This is a genomic window from Pseudomonas sp. P105 (assembly GCF_032614175.1).
In the GTDB taxonomy this organism is placed as follows: domain Bacteria; phylum Pseudomonadota; class Gammaproteobacteria; order Pseudomonadales; family Pseudomonadaceae; genus Aquipseudomonas; species Aquipseudomonas rhizophila.
In genome coordinates this window covers 2,199,031-2,211,227 of sequence record NZ_CP126693.1, presented here as the reverse complement: position 1 = coordinate 2,211,227, position 12,197 = coordinate 2,199,031, and the positions used below count along the sequence as shown (strand labels likewise).

Genomic DNA, 12,197 nt, shown 5'->3' with positions numbered 1-12,197 from the left:
TACATTTTGTTGACATGAACAGACATATGTCTTGAAGTCGACCATCAGCCTTATCGCCATCGTTTCTCGGTCACACGAATTGCCTGCGGTATCTCTGGCAGGCAAAGCCTCCATTAGCATTTGTCCTATCCTTGCATTAACCACCCACCCGGAGAGTCGAAATGCCCACCAGCGAATCCGCCCTCCTCCAAAGCTGGCACCACAACGCCCAATCCTGGATCGAAGCCATCCGCACCGGCACCCTCGAAAGCTGTCTCAAGGTCACCAACCAGGCCATCATACTGGCGGTGCTAGGCCGCCAACCCGAGCGTGTGCTCGACCTAGGTTGCGGTGAGGGCTGGTTGTTGCGTGCCCTGACTGAACGAGGTATCGAGGTGGTGGGTGTAGATGGCGATGCGACGCTGGTTGAGGCCGCGCGGGCCGCCGGTTCTTCGCGGGTATATTTGGCCAGCTACGAAGAGCTGGCGCAGGCCAAGGTGGACATCGGCAGCGACTACAACGTGATCTGCGCCAACTTCGCTCTGCTGCATCAAGACATCGTCCCTTTGCTCGCAGCCATGAACGCCCTGCTCGCCCCTGGCGGTACGCTGGTGATTCAGACGCTGCACCCGTGGGTCATGGCAGCGGACGACTACCAGGATGGTTGGCGGGAAGAGACTTTCACCGGTTTCAAGGGACAGTGGCAACCCATGCCGTGGTACTTGCGAACCTTATCCAGTTGGCTCAACGCACTGGACATGGCCGGCTTTCGTCTCGCCGGCCTACAGGAGCCACAGCACCCGCAAAGTGCGATGCCGCAGTCGTTACTGTTAGTAGCCGAGCGGCGAGACTAAGGGCGTTTGCTACGGGGCAGACTTCAACCGCACGCCACTCATCAATAAACCTCAACAACACAAAAAAACTGCCGATACCCAAGGTAAGACCCCAGTGACTGGGTTTCAGGATTGAACGGCGGATCAGGTAATGACAGAGATTTATCTGCTGATAGCACACGGCACGGATCAGGGCGAAGCGTACGTCCTGGGTTGGTTCGATGACAGGACCAAAGCCAGGGAAGTGGCCGAGCAGAAAGAATGGGAAGCCTACCGGGCGAGCCTGAAGGCGGAGCATCCATGGTCAACCCACAAACCCCTGGCGCCGGACCAGACCGACTATCGACGCTACTGGATCAAGACCGTTTCGAAGTTTGATCAGGTGCCTGTTCCGAGGTCTTGGGCGGTTCATTGATCACTGCGGGTGAAATTCAACGAAACGAGCGTTGTCGAGGGTGGTCTAGAAAATTAAGCCCATCCGATGAGAGCATCATTATGTTGAAATTTCTTGGCGGCACCGTAGGTATCATTTTCATAATCGGCCTGATCGTGGTCATCGCCCTGTTCAAGCTGGTCTTCTGACGGCGACAGTGTCGACCACAAGCCTGGGAACGCCGTTTCTCAAGGCGTGAAAAAAGCCCAATCTTTGCAGATTGGGCTGAACCGCTCCGGGAATTCGCTAACGGGCAAATGCATAATAGCTCTTTGCCATTTATTTCACCCACCCCGCTTTCAATCGGGTGGTGTATTCACTACATTGAGTGCAACTCTGCTCTGTTGACACGGACTGTCATGACTACCCTATCCTCGATCACTTCCGCCATTCCCCTCCAGACTCGCTCCGCTGTCGCGGCATCGCCTGCAACAGCGATAGACAGTGCTGATGTCTTCCCGGCTCGACCGTCGGCAATCGTCAGCCTGGGCAGCCCGGTGGTCGATGTTGAATCACAGACCTATACCCGCCTCGGGCAACTGCCTGGCCAGGAGAATGTTCGTGTTTGGGAAAAGGAAGGTCAGGACGCTATCACCAACATCATGGGAACCAACCCCAGATCGCTGTCGATAGCCAACCGCTTTCACCGCCTGGGTGCGGTCTTGGTGGAGCAGTTCGCCAAGAATGGTTCGAGCATTTCCCAGTCAGTGCTCCATACCACCACGGACAGGGCTTACGACGTCGCCGGGATAAAATCCGAACAGACGCTACTGCACAATAAAGCCGACAACCTGATCAGTCTCAGCATCAAGACCGCCAGCGGCAAGACGGTCACCTTCAGCCTGACAAGCCAGGACGATGGTCTTGGCGTCCAGGCTACCGTGAATGGTGGCCCGCTGAGCGAGGAGGAACTCAAGGCGATTGGCGCTCTGAGCAGTGCCTTTCAGGCAGCTGTCGACGGGTTGACCGCCGAGCCGCCCAAGCTCGACCTGGGCAAGCTGACGCAGTTTGACTCCAGCGTATTGGCATCCATTGACCTGAACGCCAAGCTGAAGGGTGTGGACGGTGAAGATCTGACCCTCGCCTTTAGCGCCGACAACCAACGCCGCACCACGCAAATGAGCGGTCCGGAGGGCAAACTGAACCTGAGCGTTGACCTGAAGAACAGCGCAATCCTGGGCGATGCCAAGCAACAGGCCAACGCACTGAACAGCTACCTTGCCCAGTTTGACCGAGTGCAGGAGCGTGGCAACGCCAAGGCGGCCCTGATGGAGATGTTCAAGGATGCGTTCAGCGCCATGAACAGCCACTACCCAGAGGGCATTACCCTACCTGACCGATTGACCCGTAATGCGGCGGACAAAGGCCTATTGACCGGACTGGCAGACTTCGAGGCGTCCATCACTCAGACTAACAAGGCGTCCAACCCGATGCACCTGTCTGAACTCGATAGCTTTGCCTATACCCTCTCGCAAAAGACTGTCGTCGCAGGCTCCATCATGCGTGACCGCAAGATCGATCAAACCCAGCAATCGAGTCTATCGGCCAGCTTTCACAAAAGCCTGAAGGGCGGGAAAGCACCTGCGCTGGGCAAAGATTACGAATCGCAGAACTATCTCTACGTACAAGTGAATGACAAGGCCAGCAGCTCGGCCAGCCTCGCCTACAAGGATGGCCGACTGACCAAAGCCTCCGTCACGCAACACGCCAGCCAGGACACACGGACACAGAAGTACGTCACGGGCAAACTGATTGAAGAGACCGTGGTGCCGAAGGAAGCTTCAGCCAGCCGCAGTCACTTGGTATTGCTGGAGTACGCCGCCAAGGAGAGCAAGAAATCCAAGGATGCGCAGGAGCAATCCTTACTCAAGGAAGCACTGGCTACCCTCCACAGTTCGGTGATGTTGCAGGAAAATCCTTTGGCGTTGATGCGTTGAACACAGTGCTTTGCGCTGGAACAACCGTGAGCCGGTTTGATTCGACCGTCGCAGTCATCTGCATTGCCTGCGGATGAGCCAGCATACACTCAGCGATCGCAGGCTCCAGCTCAACCCGCACTCGCCTTGTCAGAGCCCGAGCACCAAAGCGTGGGTCATGCTTTCGGCACAGCCAGTCGCTTGCCGCAACGTCCAGGACCAGCGTACGACGATGCTGACCGAGACGTTGGTTGAGTTTGTTCAGTTCGATCTGCAACAACGCTTCCAGCCATTGGGTTTCGATGCGCTGGAAAACCAGAATGCGATCAATACGGTTTAGAAACTCCGGTTCGAACCACGCGTGCAGCGCTTGTTCCAACATGGCCTGCTCACCTTGGGGGGCGATGCCGAGCCAGCGCCGCCAACCGCGTGAAAAACGTTCCCTGTAGGTGGTCGCTTGCCGGGCTCCAATGTTGCTGGTCATGAAGATCAGGCTATTGCGAAAATCCAGCGTTCGGCTACCGCCCGCCAAGGTCAGTTGGCCGTTCTCAAGAATGCCCAACAAGCTGCGCACCACTTCCTTGCTGGCCTTTTCCAGTTCATCGAACAGCACGATGCCTGGGCGACTGTAGGTACCTTGAATCAATTCGCTATTGAACAGACTGACGCCCTCTTTACTCCCCACATAACCAGGTGGCGCTCCGGTGAGCGCCGCCGAGTAATGCTCCTGGGCCAGGGTGTGCATGTCGATGCGACAAAAAGCATCGGAGCGACCGTGTATGGCCTGTGCCAGCAGACGGACGATTTCGGTCTTGCCGACACCGGTCGGCCCCATGAACAGGTTCACCGTCAACGGCCTCTCACGTTCACCAATATCGACCTTAACCACGTTTAGCAACGCCTCGACCGCGCTCATGGCGTGTTCTTGGCCGACAATTCGACTGCGCAACAACGCCATGACCTGGGCGGGATTGAAGACGAAGCGTGAGGTCAACAAATCTGCCGCCGGTGATGCGTTGGTCAGGCTAGGCTGTGGGTGGTTTGGGTCGATGCGATCATTCACGAAAGGCATGGTTTAGCCTGCGTGTTTTTCTTTACCGTCGTGGGGAATCTCTCCCACCGGGCAATGAGCCACGCCGACGGTGCGACGGGTAAGTTTTTCGACGTTTTCCTGGGCTTTCTGCGCATCCAGTACCCAGGTGCGGTAAAAGTCGAACGGGCAGTCAGCCACTCCCTTGTCGCCGTCCCCGGAGTTATAGACCCCGGTGTAACCGCGATGCAGCAGCTTGAACAAATGATTCTGTGATTGGTCGTTCGCTCGCGCATCGCGGATTTGCGAAACGGATAATTGTGCGTACTGAATGCCCATTTCCTCTTCACCGCATTCGCCCAGAGTGCGACCGTCGAAGCCAATGATCGCCGAGTGACCAAAGTAGGAGTAAACCCCATCGAAGCCGGCGGCATTGGCCACTGCCACATAACAATTATTGGCCCAGGCCATGCTTTTGGACATCATCACCTGCTGCTCTTTGGCCGGGTACATATAGCCCTGGCACCGGACGATCAACTCCGCCCCTTTCATTGCACAGTCGCGCCAGATCTCCGGGTAGTTACCGTCATCACAAATGATCAAGCTGATCTGCAAGCCCTTCGGCCCCTCGCAGACATAGGTTCGATCACCCGGATACCAGCCTTCTATGGGGCACCAGGGAATGCACTTGCGGTACTTCTGGACGATTTCGCCCTGGTTATTGATCAACACCAACGTGTTGTACGGGGCTTTGTGAGGGTGTTCCTCATGCCGCTCGCCGGTCAGGGAAAACACCCCCCACGTGTCTGCCGCACGGCACGCGGCGGAAAAGATCGCAGTCTCTTCGCCTGGAATGCTGGCGGCAGTCGCCATCATTTCATCGTGGTCGTACATGATGCCCATGGTGCTGTATTCAGGAAACACCACCAGGTCCATGCCGGGGAGACCGCTTTTCATACCAGTGATGATGTCGGCAATCTTGCGGGCGTTTTCAATGACCTCGGCTTTTGTATGCAGCCGCGGCATTTTGTAATTGACGACCGCGACACCCACGGTATCCGGGCTGCTGGAAATATCACCATGACGCATGAAATTTACCTCTGTTAATGGCTGATCATCCAAGGTCTGGAGCCGGTTTTACTCTTGAGCCCCTGTGGATTGGCTTTGGTCGGGGCCAGCGGTTTGCTCGGTGCGCAACAACTGCACCCACTGGGGTGACGACGGTTCTGCTGGTACTCACCAAGGGTCTGCGGCGAGTGGGCACTTCGCTCGTTGGTCGCCATGGCCTGGCGTTGACTGCTCGACAACGTCGTCAGCGCCGGCGCAGACAACAGCAACGGCCCTCCTGGGCCCGCGCAAAACGGGCACTGGCACGGCTCGTGCCGTTGGGCCATAGGCCGCAACATTGTGAAACCGCCACAGGTTTGGCATTCGTACTCATAGGTCGGCATGGCGCTCTCCGGACATTGATCGGGCTCGGGCGTGTCTCACAGGTCCGGGGCGATCGGCAGATCGATACTGCCGTCGAGGTGTTTGGTGGGGCCGTTGGCGTTGGGGTTGATGTCGAACTCGAAGATTTCGGTGGGTAACCAGAGGGTCGCGCAGGCGTTGGGGATGTCGACCACGCCGCTGATATGCCCTTGCACCGGCGCAGAGCCCAACAGTGCATAGCCCTGGGCGGGCGAATAACCAAACTTGGTCAAGTAGTTGATCGCATTCAGGCAGGCCTGGCGGTACGCGATATTGACGTCCAGGTAGTGCTGCTTGCCGGCTTCATCCACCGAGATACCTTCAAAGATCAGGTAGTTCTGGTAGGTCGGGATAATCGGGCTGGGTTTGAACACCGGGTTCTTGATTCCGTACTTGGCCATGCCGCCCTTGATCAGCTCGACTTTCATATGCACCCAGCCGGCCATCTCGATTGCGCCGCAAAAAGTGATCTCGCCGTCGCCCTGACTGAAGTGCAGGTCTCCCACCGACAACCCTGCGCCACTGACGTAGACCGGGAAGAAAATCTTCGAGCCCCGGGACAGGTCCTTGATATCGCAGTTACCACCATGTTCACGCGGCGGCACGGTGCGTGCGCCGGTGGCCGCGGCATCATCCCGGGCCTGGCCTTTGAGCTTGCCCATGTGCGCGGTGGCGGCCAGCGGGGCGTTAGCCAAGGGCGGCACGCGGGTCGGGTTGGTATCGATCAGCTCCTGCTCACGGCGGTTCCAGTCGGCGAGCATTACCGGATCGGGCAGGCAACCGATCAATCCGGGGTGGATCAGGCCGGCAAAGTTGACCCCGGGAATGTGCCGCGAGCTGGTGAACATGCCTTTGAAATCCCAGATGGCTTTCTGTGCGCTGGGAAAGTGATCCGTGAGGAATCCGCCGCCGTTCTGCCGCGAGAAGAAACCGTTGAAGCCCCACATGGATTCGGCCTTGGCACCGATGTCCAACAGGTCGACCACCAGCAGATCCCCCGGCTCGGCGCCATGCACGCCCACCGGACCGGACAGGTAGTGCACGGTGGACAGGTCGACGTCACGCACATCCGAGGCGTCGTCGTTGTTCTTGATCGCGCCGGCGGTCCAGTCGTAAGTCTCAAGAATAAAGTCATCCCCTGGCTTGACCCAGCAAGCCATGGGAATGTCCGGATGCCAGCGATTATGGATCTGTTCGTTCTCGGTGGCGGGCTGGTTGAGGTCGACTTTGATCAAGGTATCGGTCATGGCGAAGCTCCTGAACATTGGGGGTGTACCGCGTTGGAACCAGTCTCGAATGGCGGCCCGAATCGGCCAATACGTTGGATGACGTACCCCTGTAGGAGCTGGCTTGCCAGCTGCAACAAAGGGGGCCGATAAACCATCGCGCCGCCCGGCCGCACCTACACAGAGAGGTAGCGACTGATGGTGGCTTCGTCGACCTTGTCCCGGGTCTCTTCAATCACGAAGCGGCCCTTCTCGATCACCAGGAAGCGGTCGGCGATTTCCAGGGTGAATGACAGCACCTGCTCGGAGACCACAATGGTCAGGTCGCGCAGGTTGCGGATATCTTTCAAAGTGCGGGCGATGTCCTTGATGATCGACGGCTGGATGCCTTCGGTAGGTTCATCGAGCAACAACACCTTGGGATTGGTCGCCAGCGCCCGGGCAATGGCCAGTTGCTGCTGTTGCCCGCCCGAGAGATTGCCGCCCTTGCGCGAGCGCATGTCGTGAAGCACCGGAAACAACGCATATAGATCTTCGGGGACCTGACCCCGGGCCGATGCCGGCAGGCCGGTCTGAATATTTTCCAACACCGTCATGCTGGGAAAAATCATCCTCCCCTGGGGCACATAGGCGATGCCGAGTTCCACCCGCTCGTGGGTTTCCAGGTTCGAGACCTCCTGGCCATCGACGCTGACCTGCCCCCGCCACTGCGGAAGGATGCCCATCAAGCTCTTGAACAGCGTGGTCTTGCCCATACCGTTGCGTCCCATCACGGCGACGATTTCGCGTTTGGCCACGGCCAGGTCGAGGTCGTGGAGGATCTGGCTCTGGCCGTAACCACAGGACAGCTTGTCTACGTTGAACATGCCTGCTTCCTCAATGGCCTAAATAGACTTCGATGACTTTCGGGTTGTTCTGCACCGACTCCATGCTGCCCTCGGCCAGGACCTTGCCCTGGTGCAGCACCGTGACCTTATGGGCGATGCTCTTGACGAATTCCATGTCGTGTTCGATCACCAGCACCGAGCGTCCCTGGCTGATGCGCTTGAGCAGTTCTGCGGTCTGGACGCGTTCGTTGACGCTCATCCCGGCGACGGGTTCATCGAGCATCAACAGGTCAGGGTTCTGCATCAGCAGCATGCCGATCTCCAGCCACTGCTTCTGGCCGTGGGACAGCAGATCGGCCTGTTGCTGCAACAGCTCGCCGAGAAAGATCTCCCGCGCCACCTCTTCAACCCGGGCAATCACTGCGGCACTGCGTTTGAAGAACAACGCGCCCAACACCTTGCGCCCCGCCGGGTAGGACATCTCCAGGTTCTCGAACACCGTGAGGTTTTCGTAGATCGACGGGTTCTGGAATTTGCGCCCGACACCGGCACGGACGATGTTGTACTCGCGCATCTTGGTCAGCTCCTGACCATCGAACTGAATGCTCCCGCTGGTGGCGCGGGTCTTGCCGCAGATCAGGTCGAGCACCGTGGTCTTGCCTGCGCCGTTGGGCCCGATCACCACCCGCACTTCATTGCGGTCGATGTACAGGTTGAGGTTGTCCACGGCCTTGAAACCGTCGAAGGACACCGTCAGCCCCTCGATAACCAGCACCGGCTTGTTCATTTGAAAACCCACGGCGGTCATGGCTGCGTCTCCAGCGAAGGACGTTCAGGAGCCGAGCCTGGCGGCGCGGTGCGCGGCGCCTCTGGCAGGGGTTCGGCAACGGCAGCTTGCTGCGAGGGACGCCGCAATAGACGGCCAAGGGTCTGGCGGCCATGGCTGTCCCAGAGTCCGGCCAAGCCATTAGGGAAGTACATGACCACGGCAATGAACAGCCCCCCCATCAGGTACAGCCATAATTCGGGGAACGACTCGGAGAAATAGGTCTTGCCGTAGTTCACCAGCAAGGCCCCATACACCGCGCCGAGCAGCGACATGCGCCCGCCGACAGCGGCAAAGATCACCATCTCGATGGACGGCACGATGCCGACGAACGAAGGCGACATGAAGCCCACCTGCAAGGCGAACATGGCGCCGCCAATGGCCGAGAAGGCAGCGGCGATGCAGAACACGAAAATCTTGAAACTGGCTACGTCATAACCGGAGAAGCGCACCCGTTCCTCTCTATCGCGCATCGCCATCAGCAGCCGCCCGAGCTTCGACGCGAGGACGAAACGGCCGATGAAAATGCAGCCGAACAACAAGGCCGCGTTGATGAAGTACAGCAGCAGCTTGGCGCTGTCGCTGCGCAGGTCCCAGCCGAGCAGAGTCTTGAGATCGGTGATGCCGTTGACCCCGCCGGTCAGGCCCTGCTGGCCGACGATCAGCACCGTGAGAATCAGCGCGATGGCCTGGCTGACGATAGAGAAATAAACATCCCCCACCCGCCGCTTGAACAGCGCCATGCCAATGATGAAGGCCAGCGCCACCGGCACCAGGATCACCGCTAGCAGGGTGAAGCTGAAACTGTGGAACGGCACCCAGAGCCACGGCAGTTCGGTGATCTGGTTCCAGTCCATGAAATCCGGAATGCCCGGCGTCGACTGGATTTTGGTGCTCTGCGGGTCGGAGGCTTCGAGCTTGAGAAACATCGCCATGCAGTAGCCGCCGACGCCGAAGAACACCCCTTGCCCGAGGCTGAGAATGCCGCCATAGCCCCAACACAACACCAGGCCGACAGCGACGAAGGCATAGGTCAGGTACTTGCCCACCATGTTCAGGCGAAAGGCATCCAGGGTCAGCGGGAAGACCACGAAGATCAGCAGCGCCAACAGGGCCACGCCCAACAGGTTCTGCTTGCCCGCCAGCATCTTGTCTAAAAGCTTCATTGGCTCGCCTCTACTTGCGCACTTTGATGGAGAACAACCCTTGAGGGCGCAACATCAGGATCAGAATCACCCCGGACAGGGTCAGCACCTTGGCCATCGAACCACTGAGGAAAAACTCCGAAATCGATTGGGTCTGGGCAATGACGAACGCCGACGCAATGGTGCCGAACAGGCTTTGTGCGCCGCCGAAGACCACCACCAGGAAGGTGTCGACGATGTACTGCGAGCCCGCGGTGGGACCGGTGGAGCCGATGGTGGTAAAGGCCGCGCCGGCCACCCCCGCGACACCACAACCGAGGGCAAAGGTCATTCGGTCGACCTTGCGCGTATTGATGCCCACGGCACGGCTCATCAGTCGGTTTTGCACCGTGGCCCGCACTTGCAGGCCCCAGCGTGAGCGGTAGAGCAAGAGAAAAATGGCCCCGGTGAGCAGCAGGGTCAGGGCCATCATGAACAGACCGTTGCGCGGGATCTCGATGGACTCAGTGAAGTTGAACGAACCCATCAGCCACTCCGGCGGCGTCGCGCTGACTTCACGGGCGCCGAACACCGAACGGAAGGTCTGCTGCATCACCAGGGACAGCCCCCAGGTCGCCAGCAATGTGTCCAGTGGACGCTTGTAGAGCCGACTGATCATCGCCCACTCCACCAGCCAGCCGATGGCCCCGGCCATCAGGAACGACAGGGCGATGGCGATGAAAAAATAATAGGGTTGAAACCACGGGGCGAAATGACTGGTCAGGCTCGAGCAGACATAGGTGGTGTAGGCGCCGATCGTGAGGAACTCGCCGTGGGCCATGTTGATGACCCCCATCTGGCCGAAAATGATCGCCAACCCCAATGCCATCAACAGCAGCACGCAGAACACGGACAAGCCGTTGAACCCCTGCATCGCCGCGATGGCACCAAATTCCGATAGCCATTCCATGATGATGGACTCCTGCTTGGAGGGAGGATGTGGAAAACGATGGAGCTCCATCGCCGGCAAGCCAGCTCCTACAGAGTGTTGGGGTCGGCTTGCCGCGATAGACCCAGACCTTACTGATAGCCTTTAGGAAACGGATTCGGTTCGATCAGATCGGACTCGTACACCACTTTGAACTGGCCATCGGGTTGCACTTCACCGATGCGGGTCTTGCTCCACAGGTGATGGTTTTCATGCACTTTGACGTAGCCTTCAGGCGCGGTTTTCAACTCGATGCCCGGCGAGGCTGCAACCACTTTGTCGATATCGAAGCTGCCGGCTTTCTCCACTGCAGCCTTCCACAGCCATGGGCCCAGATACGCGGCCTGGGTCACGTCGCCGATCACCGAATCCTTGCCGTACTTGGCCTTGAAAGCGTCGACGAAGGCTTTGTTGTTGGGGTTGTCCAGGCTCTGGAAGTACTTCATCGAGGCGTAGAAGCCGGCCATGTTTTCGCCGCCGATGCCCAGCAATTCATCCTCGGTCACCGACAGGGTGAGCAAGGTCTGCTTGGCCGAATTGACGCCCGCCGCATTGAGTTGTTTGTAGAAGGCCACGTTGGAGCCACCCACCACGGCGGCGAACACAACGTCGGGCTTCTTCAGCTTGACTTTGTTGATCAGCGAGCCGAACTGGGTGTTGCCCAGCGGGTAGTAGTCTTCGCCGACCACGGTGCCGTGCAGCACGTTCTCAATGTGTTTGCGCGCAATCTTCATCGAGGTGCGTGGCCAGATATAGTCCGACCCCACCAGGTAGAAGGTTTTGGCGCCTTTGGTCTTGGCGATCCAGTCGAGGCTGGCGAGGATTTGCTGGGTGGCTTCCTGGCCGGTGTAGATCACGTTCTTCGACTGCTCCAGCCCCTCGTAGAAAGTCGGGTAGTAGAGCAGGCCGTTTTCTTTCTCGAAAATCGGCAGCACAGCCTTGCGCGAGGCCGAGGTCCAGCAACCGAACACCGTTGCCACCTTGTCGTTGACCAAAAGCTTCTTGGCCTTCTCGGCGAAGGTCGGCCAGTCGGAGGCGCCGTCTTCCTGGATCACCTTGATCTGCCGACCGAGGATGCCGCCTGAAGCGTTGATCTGCTCGATGGCCAGGCGTTCGGCCTGGATCGAGCCGGTCTCGGAAATCGCCATGGTGCCGGTGGCCGAGTGCAACTGGCCGACCGTGACTTCAGTGGCGGTCACCGCCAGGCCGGTGCTGTTGGCCTCGTCCGCCCATACACCCTGGCTGAACACACTGGCAGCCAATAACGACAGGGCCGCCGCCCCCAGAGCCAGGCGGCGCGGCAACAGGCCTTTAGTGCGGATCAATCGTGGTTCCATGCTGCTACTCCTCTGCGGTGACGCTGACAGCTCGCCTTGAGGCGGCCGGCAACGGTGGTGGCATCAGCATGGCGGCGCGGATCGGTGACGGGTATACGCAGCCTGACGTAAGCGCATACGTCATTTGACGTAGGGAAAAATGCACCAAGGCGGCGCAGGCTATCGCCCCAGGCCCCGCCTGAACGGCACTGCGCGGACGCGCGCGCAG

12 protein-coding genes are annotated in these 12,197 nt (G+C 58.9%); 3 read left to right on the top strand and 9 right to left on the bottom strand.

Features of this window, described 5'->3' with window-relative positions:
• Positions 1-161: 161 nt before the first annotated feature.
• The 3 genes from QOM08_RS10000 to QOM08_RS09990 all read left to right on the top strand — a co-directional run bounded on the left by QOM08_RS10000 (position 162) and on the right by QOM08_RS09990 (position 3,182).
• Entirely contained in the window at positions 162-833 is a 672-nt protein-coding gene (locus tag QOM08_RS10000) for a class I SAM-dependent methyltransferase (protein WP_316912921.1), read from the top strand.
• A 130-nt stretch (positions 834-963) separates the two neighbouring features.
• The gene (locus tag QOM08_RS09995) at positions 964-1,227 is read left to right on the top strand and encodes a hypothetical protein (RefSeq protein ID WP_047229356.1); all 264 of its coding nucleotides are present in this window, start codon (positions 964-966) and stop codon (positions 1,225-1,227) included.
• A gap of 377 nt (positions 1,228-1,604) precedes the next feature.
• The gene (locus QOM08_RS09990; RefSeq protein ID WP_316912920.1) at positions 1,605-3,182 is read left to right on the top strand and encodes a lactate dehydrogenase; all 1,578 of its coding nucleotides are present in this window, start codon (positions 1,605-1,607) and stop codon (positions 3,180-3,182) included.
• Here the strand turns inward: QOM08_RS09990 and QOM08_RS09985 are convergent.
• The 9 genes from QOM08_RS09985 to urtA form a co-directional block, all read right to left on the bottom strand.
• Positions 3,127-4,233: an AAA family ATPase gene (locus QOM08_RS09985; protein ID WP_316912919.1), complete on the bottom strand. Its 1,107-nt coding sequence runs from the start codon at positions 4,231-4,233 to the stop codon at positions 3,127-3,129. The genes QOM08_RS09990 and QOM08_RS09985 overlap by 56 nt on opposite strands.
• Before the next feature lie 3 nt (positions 4,234-4,236).
• Positions 4,237-5,280 carry an aliphatic amidase gene (locus tag QOM08_RS09980; RefSeq protein ID WP_047229353.1) on the bottom strand — a complete coding sequence of 348 codons (1,044 nt, stop codon included), beginning with the start codon at positions 5,278-5,280 and terminating at the stop codon, positions 4,237-4,239.
• Positions 5,281-5,294: 14 nt separating this feature from the next.
• Complete coding sequence (locus QOM08_RS09975) at positions 5,295-5,642, bottom strand: FmdB family zinc ribbon protein (RefSeq protein WP_139050667.1); 348 nt, start codon at positions 5,640-5,642, stop codon at positions 5,295-5,297.
• A gap of 36 nt (positions 5,643-5,678) precedes the next feature.
• Positions 5,679-6,908: a formamidase gene (gene fmdA / locus QOM08_RS09970; RefSeq protein ID WP_188251521.1), complete on the bottom strand. Its 1,230-nt coding sequence runs from the start codon at positions 6,906-6,908 to the stop codon at positions 5,679-5,681.
• Between the two features lie 155 nt (positions 6,909-7,063).
• Positions 7,064-7,753: an urea ABC transporter ATP-binding subunit UrtE gene (gene urtE, locus QOM08_RS09965; RefSeq protein ID WP_316912918.1), complete on the bottom strand. Its 690-nt coding sequence runs from the start codon at positions 7,751-7,753 to the stop codon at positions 7,064-7,066.
• 10 nt (positions 7,754-7,763) lie between these two features.
• A complete protein-coding gene (gene urtD, locus QOM08_RS09960; protein WP_139050669.1) occupies positions 7,764-8,522 on the bottom strand; it encodes an urea ABC transporter ATP-binding protein UrtD in 759 nt (252 codons plus the stop codon).
• On the bottom strand, positions 8,519-9,706 hold the full coding sequence (gene urtC / locus QOM08_RS09955; protein ID WP_316912917.1) for an urea ABC transporter permease subunit UrtC: 1,188 nt from the start codon (positions 9,704-9,706) through the stop codon (positions 8,519-8,521). The genes urtD and urtC overlap by 4 nt, the downstream gene beginning before the upstream one ends.
• 10 nt (positions 9,707-9,716) lie before the next feature.
• Entirely contained in the window at positions 9,717-10,634 is a 918-nt protein-coding gene (gene urtB / locus QOM08_RS09950) for an urea ABC transporter permease subunit UrtB (RefSeq protein WP_047229347.1), read from the bottom strand.
• A gap of 110 nt (positions 10,635-10,744) precedes the next feature.
• Positions 10,745-11,989 carry an urea ABC transporter substrate-binding protein gene (gene urtA / locus QOM08_RS09945; RefSeq protein ID WP_047229346.1) on the bottom strand — a complete coding sequence of 415 codons (1,245 nt, stop codon included), beginning with the start codon at positions 11,987-11,989 and terminating at the stop codon, positions 10,745-10,747.
• Between the last annotated feature and the right edge of the window lie 208 nt (positions 11,990-12,197).

Bases quoted from the DNA above. Each gene is read 5' to 3' on its own strand.
- QOM08_RS10000 (WP_316912921.1), top strand. From the start codon at position 162: ATGCCCACCAGCGAATCCGCCCTCCTCCAAAGCTGGCACCACAACGCC.
- QOM08_RS09995 (WP_047229356.1), top strand. From the start codon at position 964: ATGACAGAGATTTATCTGCTGATAGCACACGGCACGGATCAGGGCGAA.
- QOM08_RS09990 (WP_316912920.1), top strand. From the start codon at position 1,605: ATGACTACCCTATCCTCGATCACTTCCGCCATTCCCCTCCAGACTCGC.
- QOM08_RS09985 (WP_316912919.1), bottom strand. From the start codon at position 4,233: ATGCCTTTCGTGAATGATCGCATCGACCCAAACCACCCACAGCCTAGC.
- QOM08_RS09980 (WP_047229353.1), bottom strand. From the start codon at position 5,280: ATGCGTCATGGTGATATTTCCAGCAGCCCGGATACCGTGGGTGTCGCG.
- QOM08_RS09975 (WP_139050667.1), bottom strand. From the start codon at position 5,642: ATGCCGACCTATGAGTACGAATGCCAAACCTGTGGCGGTTTCACAATG.
- fmdA (WP_188251521.1), bottom strand. From the start codon at position 6,908: ATGACCGATACCTTGATCAAAGTCGACCTCAACCAGCCCGCCACCGAG.
- urtE (WP_316912918.1), bottom strand. From the start codon at position 7,753: ATGTTCAACGTAGACAAGCTGTCCTGTGGTTACGGCCAGAGCCAGATC.
- urtD (WP_139050669.1), bottom strand. From the start codon at position 8,522: ATGACCGCCGTGGGTTTTCAAATGAACAAGCCGGTGCTGGTTATCGAG.
- urtC (WP_316912917.1), bottom strand. From the start codon at position 9,706: ATGAAGCTTTTAGACAAGATGCTGGCGGGCAAGCAGAACCTGTTGGGC.
- urtB (WP_047229347.1), bottom strand. From the start codon at position 10,634: ATGGAATGGCTATCGGAATTTGGTGCCATCGCGGCGATGCAGGGGTTC.
- urtA (WP_047229346.1), bottom strand. From the start codon at position 11,989: ATGGAACCACGATTGATCCGCACTAAAGGCCTGTTGCCGCGCCGCCTG.